The following is a 23,982-nucleotide window of genomic DNA, read 5'->3' on the forward strand; positions in this document are numbered from 1 at the left end:
GTTAAAGGTAAAGATTTAACGGGAATGTTAAATTTTGACTTGATGTAAGTTCGGTATATTTTTTGATGTAATTTTAAGGAAAATCAGTGTTAATTTTTGAAATTCTTGCCGATATGAGAAAAATATTATTGCCTATTTTAATAGCAAGCTTTGTTCTTTTAAGTTTTGTCCCATACAGTACAAATACTCCTCTTCCACAAAAAATGAATGAGCTGATAGAGCATCTAAAATATTATGGTCATTTGGCCAATGAGCGCACCATTGTGCATACGGATAAGGATTATTATGTTAAAGGGGAAACAATTTGGTTCCGTGTTTTTATGACCAATGGTCTAAGCAATATGGAAAAACCGTATAGTGGGGTGGCTTATGTAGAAGTGGTTAATGAGCATGGGGATGTTGTGGATAAAAGAAAATTAAAGGTATCGGACAATGGGGCTTATGGAGATGTGTCCATTACCAATAATTGGGATACAGGTAAGTATTATATAAGGGCATTTACCAAATTAATGCTTAATAACGAACATCCAAGAATTCATGTAAAGCCTATTGTTGTACAAAATGAAACGAATATTAACCTTGGGCAAAAAAATGGCAATCTTGATCATGAAGTGAATATTGATGTGCGGCCGGAAGGTGGATCTTTTGTGAGTGGTTTGGTTGCTGCCGTTGGGGTTAAAGCTGTAAATGGTATTGGGGGAAAGCTTGCGGATAGTGGTGTTATAATAGATGATCAAGATAATGTAGTAACCAATTTTGAGTTGGTATCTCCCGGTTATGGAAAAGCTTACTTCACTCCACTTAGTAATAAATCTTATTTCTTAAGAATAAATTCTGGAGATCAAGTTTACGAAAAAAAGCTGCCGGAGGTTATAAGTAAAGGGTATGGTTTACATGTAAAGGAAGGGTCAGATTATATTGTGGTGCGCGTAGCTGGCACAAATGAAAAGGAGCTAGAAAAAAGTGTACTCTTGGCGCATAAAGGGGAAACTCCATTATCGGTATATCAATTGGGTGAAAAAAGCGGAAACACGGAAAAACTTTTTAAAATAGCTAAAAAGGATTTGGGTACTGGTATTGTATCTTTTTCACTTTTTGATCAGCTTGGTAATGCCAAATGTCAGCGCTCATTGAATTTAATGAGTGATTTTGGTGCTGTTGGTTTAACGCTCGATAAGGAAACTTATCGTAGTAGTGAGCCCATTAGATTGGGTATTGAAGGTGCGGACTATTTAAGGGGTAATGTTTCATTGTCCGTAGTATCAAAAGATAGAATTATTGAAAATAAAGAAGTAGCGGGTTTGCAAATGAGCGCCTTGGGTAATTCATTGGCAACGGCAACACAAATGAAAGGGTCTGGGGATTTAAGCGAGTTACAGTTGAAAGAGGCCGTGGACGCCATGATGATATTGGATAATAATTATAAAGTAGATTGGGAAAAAATAAAGGAATTTAAGATAGATGAGGTGGTGCATAGGCCGGAACTTGGTATAATGGTGTCAGGAAATGTCGGGTTGAAAAATGCTGTAAATGCGTCAAAATCCTCCGTATCCTTAACAGGTAACGGAGGGTCGCTTTTTCAGGAAAGTAGTATGACAAATGCTATGGGCGATTTTGAATTTGGACCCTATGTTTTTTATGATTCATTAAACGTATTGGTACATGTAAATAAAGTAGGTGCGGGAAAATTACCAAAAGATGCGTTGGAAATAGATATTTTTGATACCTGGCCTGCTGTCAGTACAATGCGTTCATCAAACAAGGGCGGCATTATTGGCGAAGGTCAAAGGAATGCTGGGCAAAACTTGTCAGATAAATTGATGGACATCAATGACGAAGTAACTGTGTTGGAAGAGGTGGTTGTTGAGTCAGATGCTTGGTCAGAACAAATTGCGCGTGATAAGGAATACAATAAGTTAACCCCTTATTTTTCTTATAATAACCGTATAGTAGCAGATTCATTGAAATACAAATTAGGGGCAGTAAGTGCTCTTGATCTCTTGATGCAGACTCCGGGCGTGAATGTAAGCGGTATTTATCCCAATCAAAGGGTTTTGGTTAGGGGCGTTGGAACGATCAGTGAATCCATAGACCCTCTTTTTCTAATCAATGGTGCTCCAACCTCTGCTGATGCCGCTAAACAATTACTTGCAGAGGAAATTATGTTTGTAGATGTTATAAAAGGTGCCAGTGCAGCCGCTTTTGGAGGTAGGGGAGGTAATGGTGTTATTGCATTCTATACCAAGAGGGGAAATTATAATAATTCCGCATCTGTAGGGCCTGTTAATTGGGTCAATGCCACAATTCCTGGTTTTTCCAAGGCAAATGAATTTATGGACTATCGTTCTAAAGGCCATATTAATAACAATGGTGAGGTGTTGTATTGGGCGCCCAATGTAGCGGTAAAGGATAATTCCTTAATCGAAATAGATACAAAAGAGGCAATTGGGGGGTATTCTATTGTTCTGCAAGGATTAGATCAAAATGGTAATCCTTTGCGGTTAGAGAAAACGATTGAAATTATTGAATGATTGTGATTGAAAATTAGGACATTAATCCTAAAAAATATTATATTTGCAGTGCTGAAAGGATATAAAGGTATTCATGAGGGGACAATTAGTCCCCTCTTTTATTACTTATTATTTATGCTAAAGGAAAAAGTAAAGGAGTTATTGGAACTAGGTCTAAAGGAAGACCCTTCATTGTTTTTAATAGATTTTACAATGGGGGCCGATAATAGTATACATGTAGTTATTGATGGAGATCATGGTGTTACGGTAAGTGATTGTATAAAGATCAGCCGCGCCATTGAGCATAACCTAGATCGTGACGAGCATGATTTTTCCCTAGAGGTGGCATCGGCAGGAGCGGCTTCGCCATTGGTGATGCCCCGCCAATATTTAAAAAATATTGGAAGAAAACTTGAAGTAAGAACCAATGATGATAAATTTGAGGGTAATTTAACTGCCGTTAATGAAAATTCTATAGTTTTAGAGTGGAAGGCTAGAGAACCTAAGCCAATAGGAAAAGGAAAGGTTACCGTTCAAAAAAAAGAAGAAGTAAATTTTTCAGATATTATTAAAGCAAAAGTTGTATTAAAATTTTAATTGTAATTACCAATGGAAAATATTGCGTTAATTGAATCTTTCTCAGAGTTTAAGGACGATAAGTTCATAGACAGGGTAACACTAATGGCCATTTTGGAAGATGTTTTTAGAAATGCGCTAAAAAAGAAATTTGGTTCAGATGATAACTTTGATATCATTATTAACCCAGATAAAGGAGATTTGGAAATTTGGCGTAACCGTGTTGTGGTAAACGATGGTGAGGTTGAAGAGCCCAATGAGGAAATTTCCTTGTCAGAAGCTCGTAAGATAGAGCCGGATTTTGAAGTTGGTGAGGATGTTTCAGAAGAGGTTAAATTAATTGACTTGGGAAGAAGGGCTATTTTGGCATTAAGGCAAAACCTAATTTCTAAGATTCATGAGCATGACAATACTACCATATATAAGCACTTTAAAGATTTGGAAGGTGAAATATATACGGCAGAAGTACATCATATTCGCCATAAGGCTATAATTTTGTTGGATGACGAAGGCAATGAAATCGTTCTTCCAAAAGATAGGCAGATACCATCGGATTTTTTCCGTAAAGGCGATAATGTTAGGGGTATTATTGAAAGTGTTGAACTGAAAGGCGCAAAACCGACCATTATCATGTCAAGAAGTTCTCCCAAATTCTTGGAGCAGTTGTTTTTCCAAGAGATACCGGAAGTATTTGACGGTTTGATCACGGTTAAAAAGGCGGTTCGTATACCAGGGGAAAAAGCTAAAGTGGCAGTAGATTCCTATGATGACCGTATTGACCCTGTTGGTGCTTGTGTAGGAATGAAAGGATCTAGGATTCATGGTATTGTCCGTGAGCTGGGGAACGAAAATATAGATGTAATCAACTGGACGGCAAACCCACAATTGTTGGTTACCAGGGCTTTGAGCCCAGCTAGAGTGTCTTCTGTAAAGTTGAACGAGGAAAAAAAGACCGCTCAGGTTTACCTTAAACCAGAAGAAGTTTCCAAAGCTATTGGTAGGGGAGGACATAATATTAGATTGGCAGGTCAGTTGACAGGTTATGAGATAGATGTTTTCCGTGAAGGAGTTGAGGAAGATGTGGAATTGACCGAGTTTTCAGATGAAATAGATGCTTGGATCATTGAGGAATTCAAGAAGATAGGTATGGATACCGCACGTAGCGTTTTAGAACAAGATGTTAGTGATTTGGTAAAGCGTACTGATCTTGAGGAGGAAACAATTGTTGAAGTTGTTCGCATCCTAAAAGAAGAATTAGAAGATTAGCTATATATTAGCACTTAAATAAAAGAACGGGAATCAGTATTTATGGCAGACAATGCGAAAATAAGGCTTAATAAAGTTCTTCGTGAACTTAATATTTCCTTGGATAGGGCAGTGGACTTTCTAAACGGAAAAGGACATGATGTGGAAGCTAGGCCTACCACTAAAATTTCTGATGATGTTTATCAAGTTTTGCTTGACGAGTTCCAGACGGACAAGAGTAAAAAAGTTGCATCTAAGGAAGTAGGAGAGGAAAAGCGGAAAGAGAAAGAGGCAATTAGGGTACAACTGGAAAAGGAACAAGATGATCGTCGCTTGGCCCGTGAGCGTAGAAATGCCGAATCAGAAGAGTCGACCTTGGTAGGAAAAGTTGAACTTGCAGGGCCTAAGATGGTCGGTAAGATTGATCTGAATCCTAAAAAGAAGAAAGAGGAGCCTGCTAAGGATGTTCCAAAAACCGAAGCAAAGGCAGAAGTTAAGCCTGAAGCAAAAGAAGAGGTTCAAAAAACTGAAAAGGTTGAGGTAGAAAAGCCAAAAGAAGCTCCCGTAGCCAAAAAAGAAGAGGTCAAAAAAGACGAACCGAAGGCAGAAACGCCTAAGGTAAGTGAATCCAAGAAAGAAGAAAAAGCTGAAACTGCAAGTGAAGCTAAGGATGCGGGAACGGCAGAGCCAGAAGCGCCCGTTACCATAGAGACCCAATATCAAAAATTATCAGGTCCTAAAATTGCTGGCGCTAAAATCGATTTAAGTAAATTCGAAAAGCCCAAAAAGAAACCAGCGGATAAGAAACCTGCAGATAAATCTACCGATCGTAAGAAGAGGCGTAGAAGAATCGTTACAAAAAATACATCTGGTCCGGGTGGAGGTCAATCAAGACCATCCAATACTACAGGGGATCGTAAAGGTAGAGGTAGATTTGCCCCTACCGCCAAAGTGGAGCCTACGGAAGAAGATGTTCAAAAGCAAGTACGTGAAACCTTGGAGAAGCTGCAAGGCAAGTCCAAAAAAGGTAAAGGTGCTAAATATAGAAGAAGTAAAAGAGATCAACACCGTGAGCAAACGGAAAAGGATCTTGAAAAACAAGAATTAGAGAATAAGGTACTTAAGGTTACCGAGTTTGTTACGGCTACGGAAGTTGCTACAATGATGGGGGTTTCTACAACAGAAATTATTTCTGCCTGTATGTCCTTAGGTATCATGGTGACCATGAACCAGCGTTTAGATGCGGAAACGTTATCTATCGTAGCAGAGGAATTTGGATATGAAGTAGATTTTGTAACCGCAGATATAGAAGAAAGTATTGTTGAGGAGCCAGATGCTCCTGAGGATTTGAAGCCTAGGGCTCCGATCGTGACCGTAATGGGGCACGTGGATCACGGAAAAACCTCTCTTCTGGATTATATTAGAAAGGAAAACGTAATTGCGGGTGAAAGTGGAGGTATTACGCAGCACATTGGTGCTTACGGGGTTACCTTGGAAAATGGGGAGCGTATTGCGTTCTTGGATACACCTGGTCACGAGGCGTTTACCGCAATGCGTGCAAGAGGAGCACAAGTAACGGATATCGCTATAATCGTAATTGCAGCTGATGATGATATTATGCCGCAGACTAAGGAGGCCATAAGCCATGCGCAAGCAGCTGGCGTACCTATTGTTTTTGCAATTAATAAAATCGATAGACCAACCGCGAACCCTGATAAGATTAAGGAAGGCTTGGCACAAATGAATTTATTGGTAGAAGATTGGGGCGGTAAAATTCAATCGCATGATATTTCTGCCAAGACAGGTCTAGGGGTCAAGGAATTATTGGAAAAAGTATTGTTGGAGGCTGAAATATTGGAGCTGAAGGCAAATCCTGATAAACTGGCCAGTGGAACAGTTGTTGAGGCTTACTTGGATAAAGGTAAGGGGTATGTATCAACGGTCTTGGTACAGGCAGGAACCCTTAAAATTGGGGATTATGTACTAGCCGGTACCACCAGTGGTAAAATTAAGGCCATGCAAGATGAGCGTGGTAATGCGGTAACGGAAGTTGGTCCTTCCAGGCCAATATCCATTCTAGGCCTTGATGGAGCATCGCAGGCCGGTGACAAGTTCTATGTATTGGAAGATGAACGTGAAGCAAAACAAATTGCATCTCGTAGATCACAGTTACAAAGGGAGCAATCCGTTAGAACGCAACGTCATATAACACTAGATGAAATTGGTAGAAGAATTGCATTAGGTGAATTCAAGGAACTTAATATTATCCTTAAAGGTGATGTGGACGGTTCGGTTGAAGCGCTTACAGATTCGTTCCAAAAGTTATCTACGGATGAAATCCAAGTAAATATCATTCATAAGGCGGTAGGGCCAATTACGGAATCTGATGTACTTCTTGCATCTGCATCAGACGCGGTCATAATAGGATTTAATGTAAGGCCAATGGGTAATGCCAAGGCCATTGCAGAAAAAGAGGAAATAGATATCCGTATGTATTCCATTATTTATGCGGCAATCAATGACCTTAAGGACGCAATGGAAGGCATGTTGTCCCCGGAAATGAAGGAAGAGATAACCGGTACGGCAGAAATTAGGGAAACATTCAAGATTTCCAAAATTGGAACCATTGCAGGTTGTATGGTAACCAGTGGTAAGATATTTAGAAATTCCAATATTCGTTTAATACGTGATGGCGTGGTAATTTATACCGGTACATTAGCGTCGTTGAAAAGATTCAAGGATGATGTTAGGGAAGTTTCCAAAGGCTATGACTGTGGACTTCAGATCAAGAACTACAATGATATAGTAGAAGGAGATATAGTAGAAGCGTTCCAAGAGGTAGCTGTTAAAAAGAAACTGAAATCAAAATAAGTAAAACTACATGTTAATGTGTAGTTTGGATATAAAAAAATCGACCTATTTGGTCGATTTTTTTGGTTTTAAAAGCATGGCGTCCGGATACTTTATCCGTACTTCATTGAATTTTCGTTCCGCATCCAATTTAGATGTAAATCGGCCTACCCGTACTCTGTAAGTTGGTGAGTCAAAATCTATTTTAGAAACCAAGTCTGGAAAATCTTCCTCTACATTTGCCTTTATTTTTTGGGCCTTTGCATAATCCCCAAAACCTACTTGAATTCTGTAATATTCGTTATGGCTCAACGAAGATTTGTAAATTTCCAACAATTGGTCAATTTTCTCATCTTGTTGAATGTTTACCTTGGCACCTTGTGAATAGCCAAATTGAGCTAAACCTGCCAAAAGTACTATGGTATAAAGTGTTTTCATAACCTATTAAATCATTTTATTTTGAATAGACACAAAAGTAATTTATTAAGGATCAAACAAATAAATCAAAGGTTATTTAGAATATTTCTAAATTGTAAATTATAAATACATTAACATTTTGCAAATAAAGTCTATGTCGTATTTTTGTCTCCGATTTAGGCATTTGATGGATATTAATAGGTTTCATCTATGACCAAAATCATGCCAAGATTCCGATAGAAATATTCGATATATGAAAAAGGTTCCATACCGAAATCAGTTTTCTAAAATTTTAGGACTTACCCTAATAGCTTTTTTGTTTTATACTGTTCCCGCTACCGCGCAAGATGATGCTTCTGGCGAAGTTGCCGCGGCGGATGCTGGAGATGCTAAAAAAGGCAAGGCGTTGTTCAACCAGAATTGTGCCGCTTGCCATGCATTAAACCGTAAAATGACTGGTCCTGCCTTGGCCAATGTAGAGGCAAGGCTGAGTGAAGAAGAAGGGCTGGATAAAGAGTGGTTGTACTCTTGGATAAAAAATAGTCCGGGAATGATAAAATCCGGAGACCCTTATGCCAATAAGGTCTATGCGGAATATAACCAAGCGGCAATGACTGCTTTTCCTACGTTGACCAATGAGGATATTGATAATATACTGGCCTATACTGCCGCACCTCCTCCTGCAGCGCCTGCCGCCGCGGCTGGAGCAAGTGATGGGGCTTCTGGTACAGCTGCTCAGGCTGGAGGAGTGTCCAATGAAATTATATTGGGTGCCTTAGTACTGGTTTTCGGGTTATTGGTTGTGATGTTATTGTTGGTGAACAAGACCTTGCAAAGAATTGCCCAAGCCAATGGGGTAATCGTTGAAAAGGAAAAAGCGGAGAAAGGTTTGCCATTGTGGAAGGCTTTTGCCAAAAACCAATTTTTGGTATTGGTGACCGCAATATTATTGTTGTTGGGGAGTGCATATTTTGCTTATGGTTGGATGATGCAAGTTGGCGTTGATCAAGGGTATGCTCCAATTCAACCTATACATTACTCGCATAAAATACATGCAGGTGACAATAAAATAGAGTGTAAGTATTGCCACTCTTCCGCTAGGGTGTCAAAACATTCCGGTATTCCTTCCTTGAATGTATGTATGAATTGTCATAAATCTATTTATGAATATACGGGCAATCCAGAAGGACCTTCACAAGAAGATTTGGAAAACGGGTACACGAACGAGTTTTATACCGGGGAAATAAAAAAATTGTATAAAGCTGTTGGTTGGGATGAAACAAACCAAAAATACACTGGTGAGAGCCAGCCTGTAGAGTGGGTGCGCATACACAACTTGCCAGATTTTGCATACTTCAACCACTCTCAACATGTTTCTGTTGCAGGGGTAGAATGTCAAACTTGTCACGGACCAGTTGAGGAAATGGAAATTATGTATCAATATTCTTCGTTGACAATGGGTTGGTGTATTGATTGTCATAGAGAGACCAATGTAAAGGTCGAAGGAAACGAATACTATGAGAAAATCCATGCTGAACTTTCCAAGAAATATGGGGTTGATAATTTAACGGCTGCGCAGTTGGGCGGTCTGGAATGTGGAAAGTGTCATTATTAATAATAAATTAAAGAAGCTAATTACAGATAATACGTATGGCATCAAACAAAAAATATTGGAAAAACGAAGCGGAGTTAAATCCTGATGATTCCATTGTTGAGGCGCTTAAACAGAACGAGTTTGTAGAGCAGATTCCGGTTGATGAATTCTTGGGCGATAAGGAAACTTTAGCTACAACGAATACAAACCGTAGGGATTTCTTGAAATATGTCGGTTTTAGTACAGCTGCAGCTTCATTGGCTGCATGTGAGGGTCCGGTTACGAAATCAATACCTTACGTTGTTCTTCCGGAGAACATTGTTCCTGGTGTGGCAAATTATTATGCTACCACTATTGCCAATGGTTTTGATTTTGCAAGTATCTTGATAAAAACCCGTGAAGGTAGACCCATTAAGGTAGAGAATAATACCTTGGCCAAGGTTGGTGGTGCTGCAAATGCAAGAATACAGGCATCTGTACTTTCTTTATATGACAGTACAAGATTGCAAGGACCAATGGCAAATGGAGAAGCTGTAGAATGGAATGTGCTAACGGCAACATTGAAATCCAAATTGGGTGCTTTAAATGGTTCTTCAAAGAAGATTGCTTTGCTGACGCAAACATATGCTAGTCCTTCGACGGATCGACTTATTGCTGAGCTACAAGCTTCTAATGGAAATATTGAACATATAGTATATGATGCAATATCTGAAGATGCTGCATTGACCGCTTTTGAGGCTAGATACGGAGAACGTGCTTTGGCTGATTATGATTTTGAAAAAGCGGAATTGATTGTTTCTTTTGGTGCTGATTTCATTGCAGATTGGCAAGGTGGGGGATATGATGCAGGTTATTCTAGAGGGCGTGTACCCAAAAAGGGTAAAATGTCACGTCACGTGCAATTAGAGGCCAATATGTCCTTGACAGGTGCAAATGCGGATAAGCGTATTCCTTTGAAACCAAGTGCTCAAAAAATTGTTCTTGCCAAATTGTATGGTAAGTTGAACGGTACCAATGTTGGAGGCAATACTTCTGAATATGATGCTGCTGTAGATAGTCTGGCTGCGGAAATTAAAAAAGCCGGTTCCAATGCTGTTGTAGTTACAGGTTTGGATGATGTGAATGCCCAGGCTGTAGTACTGGCAATAAATGAAATGTTGAGTAGTAAAGCTTTTGATGCTACTGCTCCAAAATATATAAGACAAGGTAGTGTTAAGGCCTTGAATTCTTTGATTTCCGATATGAAATCCGGTAGGGTCGGAGCATTGATTATGGATGGTGTAAATCCATTGTACTCACTGCCTAACGCTGCAGATTTTAAAGAAGGTCTAGAAAAAGTTGATCTTTCAGTTGCGTTTACTTCCAATTGGAACGAAACCGCGGAGGCCGTACAATATGTTGCTGCATCTAACCATTACTTGGAGTCTTGGGGTGATATAGAAATTAAAAAGGGTCATTATAGTTTAATGCAACCTACTATTAAGGAATTGTTTGATACCAAGCAATTCCAATCGGTTCTATTAGAACTATTAGGTAGTGAGCAAACCTATTATGAGTATATTAAGGAAACATGGTCCTCGTCTATTTTAAATGGTGCTAATTGGAACCAAGCGTTACAAGATGGTGTTTTCATTGGAAATGGTGAGGTTGCCGACAATGATGAGTCTCAATCTAATACATTGATCGGTGGTGATGCCGTTGTTTCCAATACATCTTCAATTTCTACCGCCGTACGTAGTCTTGCAAATACTACCGGTGACGGTATGGAGCTTACATTGTATTCAAAAGTAGGTATGGGTGATGGCCAGCAGGCAAGTAATCCTTGGTTGCAAGAGTTTCCTGATCCAATTACAAGGGTGTCTTGGGATAATTATGTTACAATTTCAAAAGCTGATGCCGTTGAGTTGGGCGTAGAAAATGTAAATGTTGCCAATGGCGGAATGGATGGTAACTATGTTAAGCTTACCGTTAACGGCGTTAGTTTGGATAAGGTCCCTGTGGTCGTTCAGCCAGGGCAGGCTAAGGGTACGGTAGGTCTTTCTTTTGGTTATGGTAAAACTGTAGGTTTAAAAGAGGAAATGAAGACCGGTGTCAACGCCTTTGCACTATATGACGGCTTTAATGCACATCAAACCGTTAGTGTGGAGAAAGTAGCCGGTAACCATGAATTTGCCTGTATTCAATTGCATAAAACCCTTATGGGTAGAGGGGATATTATAAAGGAAACTACCTTGGAAATATTCAATACCAAAGATCATGCGGAATGGAACGAAGTTCCTGTGGTTTCTTTAGACCACCAAGAGGTTCCTGCAACGTCAGTAGATCTTTGGGATAGCTTTGACCGTACTATTGGCCACCATTTTAATATGTCAATAGATTTGAATGCATGTACCGGTTGTGGGTCTTGTGTTATTGCATGTCATGCAGAGAATAATGTACCTGTTGTTGGTAAAGCTGAAGTAAGAAAGTCAAGGGATATGCACTGGTTGCGTATTGATAGGTATTATTCCTCTGAAGAAACATTTGAGCAGGATAATATCAAAAAGGACGAATTTGATGGCTTAAGTGGTGAAAATGGTTCGTTGGGTGGTTTTGGTGAATTGGAAGATCCTTCCGCTAATCCTCAGGTTGCTTTTCAGCCTGTAATGTGCCAACATTGTAACCATGCTCCATGTGAGACAGTATGTCCTGTGGCGGCAACATCACACGGTAGACAAGGTCAGAATCAAATGGCGTATAACAGATGTGTGGGTACAAGATATTGTGCAAACAACTGTCCTTATAAAGTACGAAGGTTCAACTGGTTCCTGTACAATAACAATGATGAGTTCGACTTCCATATGAACAATGATTTGGGTAAAATGGTATTGAACCCAGATGTAAACGTTCGATCTAGAGGTGTTATCGAGAAATGTTCAATGTGTATTCAGAAAACACAAAAAACAATCTTGGATGCCAAGAGAGATGGTCGTGTAATCAAGGATGGAGAATTTCAAACAGCCTGTTCTTCCGCATGTAGTAATGGTGCTATAGTATTCGGTGACATTAACGACAAGGAAAGTAAAGTGGCGGAATTGAAAGAAAGTGACCGTATGTACCACTTACTGGAGCATATAGGTACCCAGCCAAACGTTTTCTATCATGTTAAGGTTAGAAATACCAACGAAGCATAAAAAAAATACTAGAAAGTAATTATAACAAAAGTCTATGGCGTCGCATTACGAAGCTCCTATACGAAAACCCCTAGTAATTGGAAACAAAGGCTACCACGATGTAACAGTGGATATTGCTGCTCCTGTTGAGGGAAGGGCAAATAAGCATTGGTGGATAGTTTTCTCTATTGCCCTAGTGGCATTTTTGTGGGGAGTAGGTTGTATAATTTATACGGTCTCTACCGGTATCGGTACATGGGGACTTAACAAAACTGTAAACTGGGCTTGGGATATCACCAACTTCGTATGGTGGGTTGGTATTGGTCATGCCGGAACCCTAATTTCTGCGGTACTGTTGTTGTTCCGTCAAAAATGGAGAATGGCCATTAACCGTTCTGCAGAGGCAATGACGATATTCTCGGTAGTACAAGCAGGTTTGTTCCCTATTATTCACATGGGTCGCCCTTGGTTGGCTTACTGGGTACTTCCAATTCCAAACCAATTTGGATCTCTTTGGGTAAACTTTAACTCCCCTTTACTTTGGGACGTTTTTGCAATCTCAACTTATTTATCCGTTTCATTGGTTTTCTGGTGGACAGGTTTACTTCCAGATTTTGCAATGATACGAGATAGGGCTGTTTTGCCTTTTCAAAAGAAGATATATAGTCTATTAAGTTTTGGATGGAGCGGTCGTGCAAAAGATTGGCAACGATTTGAAGAGGTTTCATTGGTCCTGGCCGGTCTAGCAACTCCTTTGGTACTATCCGTACATACTATTGTATCATTTGACTTTGCTACATCTGTAATACCTGGTTGGCATACCACGATTTTTCCGCCTTACTTTGTTGCAGGTGCGATCTTCTCTGGGTTTGCAATGGTAAATACCTTGTTGATCATAATGAGGAAAGTATGTCATTTGGAAAATTACATTACTATTCAGCATATAGAATTAATGAATATCGTTATCATGTTAACCGGTTCTATTGTAGGTTGTGCCTATATTACCGAGTTGTTCATGGCGTGGTATTCTGGTGTGGAATATGAGCAATATGCATTCTTGAACAGGGCAACAGGACCTTATTGGTGGGCGTATTGGTCAATGATGACATGTAACGTATTCTCTCCGCAGTTCATGTGGTTTAAAAAATTAAGAACCAGTATTATGTTCTCATTCTTCATATCTATTGTGGTTAACATAGGTATGTGGTTCGAAAGGTTCGTAATTATTGTAACATCATTACATAGGGATTATTTGCCATCTTCATGGACAATGTTCTCTCCAACGTTTGTGGATATCGGTATATTCATTGGTACCATAGGATTCTTCTTTGTATTGTTCTTGTTATATTCTAGAACCTTCCCTGTAATTGCACAGGCAGAAGTAAAGTCTATCCTGAAGTCGTCTGGGGAAAAGTATAAAACCTTAAGGGATGCGGGGAAACCGTTATATACGATTACACCTATGAAGAGAGAGATAGAAGAACCAATTACGGATAATGTTCTTATGGGCGAGGTTGTACCGGCTGTTGGGGATAAGGTCGGGGTTTCTGATCTATTAAGTGCGGTAGGTACGTTTGATGCAACCAGGGAGCAGCCAGATGATCTTAAAAAAGTGAAAGGTATTGGTCCGCAAATGGAAGCCACTTTAAACGAAATAGGAATATATACGTTTGCTCAAGTAGCTAGAATGACCGAACGTGAGTACGATCTATTGGACTCTATTACAGGGTCTTTCCCAGGAAGGGCACAACGTGATGATTGGGCAGGACAAGCAGCAATTTTATTAAATAACAAAAGATAAATATGGCATCTAAAGTTATACATGCTTTTTACGACGATGATGATGTTTTAATGCATGCCGTTAAGAAGGTTAAGGCAGCCAAACATCATATTGAAGAGGTATATTGTCCTTTTCCGGTACACGGACTGGACAAAGCAATGGGCTTGGCGCCTACAAGAATAGCTATCACTTCCTTTTTATACGGATGTGTGGGTTTAACGGTTGCCGTTCTTATGATGAATTATATCATGATAGAAGACTGGCCTCAAGATATTGGAGGTAAACCTAGTTTTAGCTATATAGAGAACATGCCGGCTTTTGTGCCTATTATGTTTGAATTAACGGTGTTTTTTGCAGCACACTTAATGGTAATCACGTTTTATTTAAGAAGTAGATTGTGGCCTTTTAAGGAAGCGGAAAACCCAGATGTTAGAACTACGGATGATCACTTTCTAATGGAAATTGAAATCCATGATAATGAGCAAGAACTAAAAGATTTATTGATGCAGACCGGTGCTGTTGAAATCAATATATCAGAAAAAAACAGTCATTAAATATGAACAGTTTTAAGAGTGTAATATTAGTATTGGCGTTGGTCATATTGGCAACTTCTTGTCATGATAAAAGTGTTAGGAATTACCAATATATGCCCAATATGTATGAATCTGTAGGATATGAAACCTATGGAGAGGCAGATTTTTTACCAAATCAAGCGGAAGCTTTGGTGCCACCTGCAAACACGGTAAACCGTGGATGGTTGCCATATGAGATTGAGAATTCACCAGAGGGTAAGGAGTTGGCTAGATTACAGTCCAGCCCATTAGATTCCTTAAATACGGATGAAAACCTGGCTAAAGGTGGTCAATTATATACCATTTACTGTGCTATCTGTCATGGAGATAAGGGTGACGGACAAGGTACTTTGGTAAAAAGAGAGAAAATATTGGGTGTTCCTAGTTATGCAGATCCAGTAAGAAACGTTACCGTTGGTACTACCTATTATACAATTCATTATGGATTGAACTCAATGGGGTCATATGCTTCTCAAATGAATACTGAGGAAATGTGGCAAGTATCTGAATATGTAATGCAATTGAAACAAGATTTAACCAAATAATAGGTAAACAATACTATGTATACGTTTTCAAATAGACTTAAAATAGCTTCCATTATTCTAATGATCGTTGGTGCGTTAGGAATTGTTGGGGGATTCGTAATGGCTCCCGGAAGTATCGAAGAGGCGAAAGAAATGGTAGCAAGTCATGATGACGGTCATGGGGCCTCCCATGCTGTGGAAGCTTCCCATGGCGGTACAACTAATGAACATGCTGTTGCAGAAGGACATGGTGAAGAACATGATGCTTCGCATGACCAGCATTTATTGGATCAATTAAAAAATAGACCTTGGGCGGCGTTATATGTTGCTGCATTCTTTTTCATGATGATATCATTAGGTGTATTGGCATTTTATGCTATACAGCGTGCAGCTCAAGCAGGTTGGTCTCCATTGTTATTTAGAGTAATGGAAGGTATTACCGCATACTTGGTTCCTGGTGGAATCATAGTATTTGTAATTTTATTGTTATCTGTTCTTGATATGAATCATCTATTCATATGGATGGACGCTGATGTAGTTGCACACGATGCGTTATTACAGGGTAAATCTGGATATTTAAACCCTACTTTCTTTTTGATTAGAGCAGCTATATTTTTAGCGGGTTGGATAGGTTATAGAGAATATTCTAGAAAATTATCGTTAGCTCAAGATGAATCTGATGACAATTCCAATTTCAAGTTGAATTTTAGAATATCTGCCGCTTTCTTAGTGTTTTATTTGATTTCCGAATCAATTATGTCCTGGGATTGGATAATGAGCGTTGAACCACATTGGTTCAGTACATTGTTTGGGTGGTATATATTTGCAAGTATGTTCGTATCTGGTATTACGGTCATTGCCATGGTTACCATCTATTTAAAGTCCAAAGGTCTTTTGCCAGATGTAAATGACAGCCATATTCATGATTTGGCAAAATTTATGTTCGGTATCAGTGTATTTTGGACGTATTTATGGTTTTCACAATTTATGTTGATTTGGTATTCCAATATTCCAGAAGAGGTAACTTACTACGTAACCCGTATTTCGGATTATAAATTGCCATTTTTTGGTATGATCGCTATGAACTTTTTGTTTCCTGTTCTATTATTGATGAACAGTGATTATAAAAGAATAAGTTGGTTCGTAGTTCTAACTGGTATTGTAATTTTGGGTGGACATTATATGGATATTTTTAATGCCATTATGCCTTCAACCGTTGGTGATCAATGGTTTATTGGAATTCCAGAAATTGGATCTGTTCTGTTCTTTGCCGGATTGTTCATTTTTTGGGTGTTCAGGGCTTTGGCCACTGCGCCTTTACAACCAAAACGAAACCCTTTTATTGAGGAAAGTAAGCACTTTCACTATTAATAGATAAGTAAAGTATAATATTTATATACACAATGACGACATTATTGACTTTAGCTGTTCTTGTACTTGTAGCGATTGCCATTTGGCAGTTGACTAAGATATTTGAATTATCACAGCTCAAAACTGCACAAACTCAAATTGCTACGGATAGCGACAATAAGAATAATGGCTACATGTTATTCGGCTTTTTGATTTTCATTTATGGAATAACAATTTTTAGCTTCTGGAAGTATAGTAAGTTTTTATTGCCAGAGGCGGCTTCTGCTCATGGTGAAGAGTATGATTATTTAATGCTTGTATCCTTCATTATTATTTTTATCGTACAGACAATTACCCAAGCCCTACTACACTATTTTGGCTATAAGTACAGAGGACGAGAAGGTCAAAAGGCTTTGTTTTATGCGGATAACGATCGGTTAGAGTTTATCTGGACTATTATTCCGGTAATTGTTTTGGCAGGTTTAATTCTTTGGGGATTATATACTTGGACATCAATTATGGATGTCAATGATGAGGATGACCCTCTGATCGTTGAGCTTTACGCCCAACAATTTAATTGGACGGCTAGATATGGTGGGGCCGACAATGTTCTTGGTGGTGCCAACGTAAGGATGATCGATATTGATAAGGCTAACGTTTTAGGATTGGACGAAAGTGATACCTACGCACATGACGATGTTATCGTTAAGGAACTTCATTTACCAGTTGGTAGAAAGGTTAACTTTAAAATGCGTTCACAAGATGTATTGCATTCAGCTTATATGCCACATTTTAGGGCTCAAATGAACTGTGTGCCAGGTATGATTACCGAGTTCTCATTTACACCTATCTATACAACGGAAGAAATGAGGGTTAATCCTGAGGTAATGTCCAAGGTGAAGAGAACCAACAAGATTAGGGCAGAAAAGTCTGCCGGTGGCGAGGAAACTTTAGACCCATGGCAATTTGATTATGTATTGCTTTGTAATAAGATTTGTGGTAAATCCCATTACAATATGCAAATGAAGATTATTGTAGAGACGGAAGAGGAATATAATGCATGGATGGAGAGTCAGTCCACTTTTGCCGAAACGGTAATGAAAGACGATACCAATCCTGCATTTAATGTAGTAGAAACGGCATCGGTAGATTAAAGGTTAACCCTTGGTCTATAACAATTAAGCTATAATTAGAAAATTAATAAAACTAAGATTACGATTATGTCAGCAACAGCACATGTAGATGGTCACGTACACGAAGATCACGGACATCATCATAAAGAAACTTTTGTAACAAAGTACATCTTTAGTATGGATCACAAGATGATCGCAAAACAGTACCTTATTACTGGGGTCCTCATCATGGGCTTTATTGGTATTGCCATGTCCTTGATGTTTAGAATGCAATTGGCTTGGCCTGGTGAGTCATTTCCAATTTTTGAGGCACTTTTAGGTAAGTGGGCTCCAGAAGGAGTTATGGATGCAGATGTTTATTTGGCTTTGGTGACAATGCATGGTACCATAATGGTATTCTTTGTACTTACCGCTGGTTTAAGTGGTACGTTCAGTAATTTGTTGATACCCTTACAGATTGGAGCTAGGGATATGGCTTCAGGGTTCTTAAACATGGTATCGTTCTGGCTGTTCTTCGTTTCATGTGTAATCATGGTAATATCTTTATTCGTTGAAGCAGGACCTGCAGCTGCAGGGTGGACAATTTATCCGCCTTTAAGTGCCTTGCCGTCCGCACAGGCCGGTTCTGGGTTAGGTATGACACTTTGGTTGTCCTCAATGGCCATATTTATTGCATCTTCATTATTGGGGTCATTAAATTATATCGTTACAGTTATTAATTTGAGGACTAAAGGAATGTCAATGACCAGACTTCCATTGACCATATGGGCATTTTTTGTAACAGCAATAATTGGTGTAATCTCTTTCCCAGTGTTATTGTCCGCAGCTTTATTGCTGATTATGGATAGAGGTTTTGGAACTTCATTCTTCCTTTCGGATATCTTTATACAAGGAGAAGTATTACATTATCAAGGTGGATCACCGGTTTTATTTGAACATTTGTTTTGGTTCTTGGGTCACCCAGAGGTATACATCGTTTTATTACCTGCCTTGGGTATCACCTCAGAAGTAATGTCCACAAATGCGCGTAAGCCTATTTTTGGGTATCGTGCCATGGTCGCTTCTATACTTGCTATTGCATTCCTTTCTACCATCGTATGGGGTCACCACATGTTTATTTCAGGTATGAATCCGTTTTTAGGTTCTGTATTTACCTTTACAACATTGTTGATTGCGATACCATCTGCAGTAAAGTCGTTTAATTATATCACTACGTTATGGAAAGGTAACCTTCAAATGAACCCTGCCATGTTATTTTCCATTGGCTTGGTGTCAACTTTTATTACCGGAGGTCTTACAGGAATTATACTTGGAGATAGTACATTGGATATCAACGTACATGATACATACTTTGTAGTGGCTCACTTCCATTTGGTGATGGGTATTTCTGCGCTATACGGTTTGTTTGCGGGTGTTTACCATTGGTTCCCTAAAATGTTTGAAGGTAGGTTAATGAACAAAAACTTGGGTTATGTTCACTTTTGGGTAACCGCTATTTGTGCGTACGGTGTATTTTTTCCAATGCACTTTGTAGGTATGGCGGGTGTTCCAAGAAGGTACTACGAGAATACAGCTTTCCCAATGTTTGATGAATTGGCCGATATACAAGTATTAATGACCGTATTTGCTATTACGGCGGGTGCAGCGCAACTTGTCTTCGTAGGTAATTTTATCTACAGTATGTTCTATGGTAAAATTGGACCTAAGAACCCATGGAAATCAAATACCTTGGAGTGGACCACCGAACAGAAGCATGTACATGGTAACTGGGATGGACCAATTCCTGAAGTACACAGATGGGCCTATGATTATAGTAAGGTAGATGAAAATGGAGAATATATTTTGCCTGGGCAAGATTACGTTCCTCAGCATATACCTCTTCAACAAGATGAGGAAGAATTAAATCATTAAAAAAACATGATTGAATAAAAAGCCCAACTAATCTTAGTTGGGCTTTTTTCTGTTTAAGATTTTGCCAAGTAATTTTTTGGTTACATAAAATTCAATATCTTCCCTAATAAATAAACACAATTGATTATGAAAAAGGTAGTGGTTTTGTTGGTACTCTTAGTTGGGGTACAAATTTTTGCACAAAGAAAACCCAAAATAAAAGGAAATAAGAACGTCATAGAATTACGTGAGGACTTGCCATCTTACACAGCAATAGAGTTGGTAGATGATTTGGATATTGTACTCCAAAAATCGTCGCAGGAAGGATATTCCTTGGAAATTGATGATAATTTAGTGGACGTTTTAAAGTTTGATGTTGATAATGGGGTGTTGAAAATCTCTTCTTTCTATAATATTACCTCCAAAAAGAAATTGGAGATCACGGTATTTTTTAGTGAGTTATCCGCTGTTAAAATGCTAAATGGAAAAATAAGTATGAAAGACGTAATATCAACAGATGAGCTTCATGTCTTTACTTCCGGTACATCTAGGTTAGAATTAAATGCAACGGCAGATGTAGTGGATATTACAATGGAGGAAATTAGTTCCGGTGATTTTAATATTGCGAGTGATTCCTTGAACCTTACCTTAAAAGACCGTATTGATGTTAAATTATACACCACAGGTGTAAATAATGCCCTATATATGTATAAAAATGCTTCTGCCAGAATAGAGGGAACTGCAGACGTGTTAAATGCAAAACTATACGGAAATAGTTCATTGAAGGCATCTGATTTACAAGCAGGTGAAGTTCACTTATCAACCGAAGATTCTCCAGATGCTCAAATACGTGCATTGAACACTTTTAAACTGAGTGCAAAAGGTTCCTCTAAAACCAAACTTTACGGTGATGCCAAAATTGATATTATAGATTTTTTAGATACTTCTAAATTGGAAAAGGAGAGAAACTAATTAGCTATAAGCGCCGTTAAACAATGCTCAGGTATACCAAAACCATCTACCAGTTCATTTAAGTGGGGTCTCAATTCCGTACATAGCCTTTCTACCCGTTGTCTAATGGCTTTACTTTTGTTGCTTCCTAAATACCCCTGTTCCAGATACCAAGAGGCATCGTTTCGTATTTCGTTTAAGGCATACAACGTTCCTAACTTTTCAAATAGGGCCTTATAAGCTGGATCCTCAAGATGGGTATTATGTGCTATAAATGATTTATAGGCCAATTCTACACTATATGCTTTTCCAAGCTTCATTAAATGGGTCTGTACTTTTAGAAAGGCTTGATATGAAGGCATGCCTTTTTTTATATAACTGCGAATTCTCATAGCCAACGTGTAGGTTAGTCTCCGTGTCCTATGCTCAAAAGCATGGACATGAAATTTAGGATTATATAAATGATCCTTGTCTACCTTATTGGTGTATAACGGATTTATAGTGGCAAGTTTATCGCTTAACTGACTACTTAAAATTTTAAGGACGGAAGAAAAGCCCGCACTGTTGAATTCTGCTTTAAAATCGGACAATACGCCCTTGGCCGCTAATTGCAGCAATACATTGTTGTCGCCTTCAAAAGTGGTAAATATGTCCACATCGCCTTTTAAGTCGGCAATTCTATTTTCCAAAAGATACCCCTTTCCTCCACAAGCTTCCCTGCATTCCTGGATGGTATCATTGGCATACCATGTTATAATGGATTTTAACCCTGCCACTTGTGTTTCAACTTGTCTTTTATCCTCTTGGCTATCGTCACAATAAAGCGCCATCATATGGTCAAGGGTTACATGGTATACGTAGGCACTTGCCACAAGAGGGGTCAATCGTAATTGATGTGATGGGTAATCCATTAATAGATCTTCCTGTACTTTGACGCTATCGTTAAACTGTCTACGTTTTAACGCATGTTTTATGGCCACGGTCAGCGCAAATTTTGCACCGCCCAAGCCAGCTCTAGCAACGCAAATTCGGCCACCGACCAAGGTGCCCAACATGGTAAAAAAGCGTTTGTTGGGATTTTTAATTTCGGAGTAATAGCTGCCATTGGCCAGTATGGTACCATATTTATTTAAAAGGTTAACCTTTGGTACGGAGACTTGGTTAAACCAAATCTTACCATTGTCAACCCCGTTTAGACCTAACTTATAACCATTGTCCTCTATACGAATGCCTGGTAACAGTTCATGTTCTTCATTTCTTAATGGAACCAAAATGGCATGTACGCCTTCATTTTTTCCATCTACTATCAATTGGGCAAAAACCGATGCCATTTTTGAGTGGAGTGCATTACCAATATATTCCTTATTATCATTTTTTCCCGGGGTATGTATGATGAAGGTTTCGGTAGCTTTGTCATAGGTTGCTGTAGTTTTAATGCCCCGCACATTTGATCCATGACCTGTTTCTGTCATGGCAAAGCAGCCTAATAGTTCCGCTTCTCCGGTCTTGGTTAAATACTTGTCATGGTGTTTTTTGGTCCCCAACTTTTGTATGCTCCCCCCAAATAATCCAAATTGTACACCGAACTTAATGGTTAAACTTCCGTCCACATACATCATGTTTTCAAATATCGTTGCGTAGCCCTCCATATTATCCGTGCCGCCATAAGCTTTGGGGTAGGCCATTGCACCATATCCTTTATCCGCTAAAAACTGTACTTGGTTCAATACATGATCTCTAAAAGTTTCTTTGTCCCGATGTATTTCCCAATCAAATAAAGGGTCCTTTAAAACCGATCTAAACTGATCAATGACTTCGGCATGTTTTCCTTTTAATATCCGGTCTATTTTGGTAGCATCATATTGGGAAAGATTTTTACTGACATCGATCTGTACCTCAAATAGATGGTTGTAATGGTTGGGCTGTATTCCCAGGTTGATTTCTATATGCTTAATTTGTTCGTTGAAATCAATATCCTTAAAATAATGCGCCGTTATTTTTTGACTTAATACGGTTAACGGATATGTTTCATGTTCCACTAATTTAATACCGCTTTTGGTTATAAGTTGTTTCCATGATTTAAACAAGGTATCTTTTGGTGGGTTGGTTACGTCTAACCATTTATATAATTGCTTTTTATCGGCTGAATTCAAAGAATCATCATTGGCTATTGCCTTTTCTACCACGTTGATTTCTGAGGCGGACAAAAGGTCATCTGACCAAATAATATAAAAAACCGGGATGTATTGTAAAATTTCTGCAGTGTATTGTTTTGTAGTCATAAGTTGAATTTACAAATTTTATGTACATTTTCTGATAGTTTTTTCGGCTTCCTTTATGGATTCTTAAAAAGCTGATGATGGGGACAACTATCTTATCAAGTTAAAGGCTGTTTGTCTATCTTTGTTAGGTTATGAATGAGCATTTAGACCCGTCTTCGGAAAATTTCTCCAATGAAGAGTTGGACATAGAAAGAGCGTTAAGGCCCGTAAATTTTGATGACTTTACAGGTCAGGAACAGGTTCTTGAAAATTTAAAGGTTTTTGTGGAAGCGGCAAATAGAAGGGGAGAGGCCTTGGACCATACTCTCTTTCACGGTCCACCTGGTCTTGGTAAGACAACCTTGGCCAATATTTTGGCCAATGAATTAGGTGTTGGGATTAAAATTACCTCTGGGCCGGTTTTGGACAAACCTGGGGACTTGGCCGGACTTTTGACCAATTTAGACGAGAGAGATGTATTGTTTATTGATGAAATTCATCGTCTAAGTCCTATCGTAGAAGAATATTTGTATTCCGCCATGGAGGATTTTAGGATTGATATCATGATAGAGACCGGGCCAAATGCACGTTCGGTACAAATTAATTTAAATCCTTTTACCTTGATCGGTGCAACCACACGATCAGGACTGCTGACCGCACCAATGCGTGCCAGGTTCGGTATACAAAGTAGGTTACAATATTATTCCACGGAACTGCTCTCAACAATAGTTGAACGTAGCGCGGAAATATTACGCGTACCAATATCCCATGAAGCTGCTATTGAAATAGCGGGTAGAAGTAGGGGAACGCCTAGAATATGTAATGCGTTGTTAAGAAGGGTAAGGGATTTTGCGGAGATAAAAGGCAATGGTACTATAGATATGGAGATTTCCAAATTTGGCCTTAAAGCTTTAAACGTAGACGCACATGGGTTAGACGAAATGGATAATAAGATACTGCTTACCATTATAGATAAGTTTAAAGGTGGGCCCGTAGGGATAACCACATTGGCCACGGCAGTTTCTGAAAGTGCGGAAACCATAGAAGAGGTGTATGAGCCTTTTCTAATACAACAAGGATTTATTATGCGTACCCCACGCGGACGTGAAGTTACCGAATTGGCCTATAGGCACCTTGGAAGAATAAAAGGAGGTATACAACCAGGTTTATTTTGAGC

16 protein-coding genes are annotated in these 23,982 nt (G+C 39.0%); 14 read left to right on the forward strand and 2 right to left on the reverse strand.

Features of this window, described 5'->3' with window-relative positions; translation table 11 throughout:
• Positions 1-113: 113 nt before the first annotated feature.
• The 4 genes from CHB68_RS02770 (at position 114) to infB (ending at position 7,202) form a co-directional block, all read left to right on the forward strand.
• On the forward strand, positions 114-2,531 hold the full coding sequence (locus tag CHB68_RS02770; protein WP_143815162.1) for a TonB-dependent receptor plug domain-containing protein: 2,418 nt from the start codon (positions 114-116) through the stop codon (positions 2,529-2,531).
• Between the two features lie 114 nt (positions 2,532-2,645).
• A complete protein-coding gene (gene rimP / locus CHB68_RS02775) occupies positions 2,646-3,107 on the forward strand; it encodes a ribosome assembly cofactor RimP (protein WP_089259326.1) in 462 nt (153 codons plus the stop codon).
• Positions 3,108-3,119: 12 nt separating this feature from the next.
• Complete coding sequence (gene nusA, locus CHB68_RS02780) at positions 3,120-4,352, forward strand: transcription termination factor NusA (protein WP_089259328.1); 1,233 nt, start codon at positions 3,120-3,122, stop codon at positions 4,350-4,352.
• 42 nt (positions 4,353-4,394) lie between these two features.
• Positions 4,395-7,202: a translation initiation factor IF-2 gene (gene infB, locus CHB68_RS02785; RefSeq protein ID WP_089259329.1), complete on the forward strand. Its 2,808-nt coding sequence runs from the start codon at positions 4,395-4,397 to the stop codon at positions 7,200-7,202.
• Positions 7,203-7,247: 45 nt separating this feature from the next.
• Here the strand turns inward: infB and CHB68_RS02790 are convergent, their stop codons facing one another.
• Positions 7,248-7,619, reverse strand: coding sequence for an SPOR domain-containing protein (locus tag CHB68_RS02790; RefSeq protein WP_089259330.1), 372 nt, complete (start codon positions 7,617-7,619; stop codon positions 7,248-7,250).
• Positions 7,620-7,851: 232 nt separating this feature from the next.
• On the opposite strand from CHB68_RS02790, the gene CHB68_RS02795 reads away from it, so the two are divergent.
• From CHB68_RS02795 to CHB68_RS02835, 9 genes are all read left to right on the forward strand, one after another.
• Positions 7,852-9,213, forward strand: a complete 1,362-nt coding sequence (locus CHB68_RS02795) for a c-type cytochrome (protein WP_089259331.1) — start codon at positions 7,852-7,854, stop codon at positions 9,211-9,213.
• Between the two features lie 35 nt (positions 9,214-9,248).
• Positions 9,249-12,365: a TAT-variant-translocated molybdopterin oxidoreductase gene (locus CHB68_RS02800; RefSeq protein WP_089259332.1), complete on the forward strand. Its 3,117-nt coding sequence runs from the start codon at positions 9,249-9,251 to the stop codon at positions 12,363-12,365.
• Between the two features lie 34 nt (positions 12,366-12,399).
• Positions 12,400-14,145, forward strand: coding sequence for an NrfD/PsrC family molybdoenzyme membrane anchor subunit (gene nrfD, locus CHB68_RS02805; RefSeq protein ID WP_089259333.1), 1,746 nt, complete (start codon positions 12,400-12,402; stop codon positions 14,143-14,145).
• Positions 14,146-14,147: 2 nt separating this feature from the next.
• Positions 14,148-14,678: a DUF3341 domain-containing protein gene (locus tag CHB68_RS02810; RefSeq protein ID WP_089259334.1), complete on the forward strand. Its 531-nt coding sequence runs from the start codon at positions 14,148-14,150 to the stop codon at positions 14,676-14,678.
• Positions 14,679-14,680: 2 nt separating this feature from the next.
• Complete coding sequence (locus tag CHB68_RS02815; protein ID WP_179213126.1) at positions 14,681-15,241, forward strand: c-type cytochrome; 561 nt, start codon at positions 14,681-14,683, stop codon at positions 15,239-15,241.
• Between the two features lie 15 nt (positions 15,242-15,256).
• Positions 15,257-16,591 carry a quinol:cytochrome C oxidoreductase gene (locus CHB68_RS02820; RefSeq protein WP_089259335.1) on the forward strand — a complete coding sequence of 445 codons (1,335 nt, stop codon included), beginning with the start codon at positions 15,257-15,259 and terminating at the stop codon, positions 16,589-16,591.
• 32 nt (positions 16,592-16,623) lie between these two features.
• Positions 16,624-17,724 (forward strand): cytochrome c oxidase subunit II, encoded by a 1,101-nt coding sequence (locus CHB68_RS02825; RefSeq protein WP_089259336.1) that lies wholly within the window; start codon positions 16,624-16,626, stop codon positions 17,722-17,724.
• A 66-nt stretch (positions 17,725-17,790) separates the two neighbouring features.
• Entirely contained in the window at positions 17,791-19,614 is a 1,824-nt protein-coding gene (locus CHB68_RS02830) for a cytochrome c oxidase subunit I (protein WP_089259337.1), read from the forward strand.
• Between the two features lie 126 nt (positions 19,615-19,740).
• Entirely contained in the window at positions 19,741-20,565 is an 825-nt protein-coding gene (locus CHB68_RS02835) for a GIN domain-containing protein (RefSeq protein WP_089259338.1), read from the forward strand.
• On the opposite strand, the gene CHB68_RS02840 is transcribed toward CHB68_RS02835, so the two are convergent.
• The gene (locus tag CHB68_RS02840; RefSeq protein ID WP_089259339.1) at positions 20,562-22,826 is read right to left on the reverse strand and encodes an acyl-CoA dehydrogenase family protein; all 2,265 of its coding nucleotides are present in this window, start codon (positions 22,824-22,826) and stop codon (positions 20,562-20,564) included. The two genes, CHB68_RS02835 and CHB68_RS02840, sit on opposite strands and share 4 nt — an antisense overlap.
• Before the next feature lie 131 nt (positions 22,827-22,957).
• On the opposite strand from CHB68_RS02840, the gene ruvB reads away from it, so the two are divergent.
• On the forward strand, positions 22,958-23,980 hold the full coding sequence (ruvB, locus tag CHB68_RS02845; RefSeq protein ID WP_089259340.1) for a Holliday junction branch migration DNA helicase RuvB: 1,023 nt from the start codon (positions 22,958-22,960) through the stop codon (positions 23,978-23,980).
• Positions 23,981-23,982: the final 2 nt, after the last annotated feature.

The organism is Maribacter sedimenticola (assembly GCF_900188415.1).
GTDB lineage: Bacteria > Bacteroidota > Bacteroidia > Flavobacteriales > Flavobacteriaceae > Maribacter > Maribacter sedimenticola.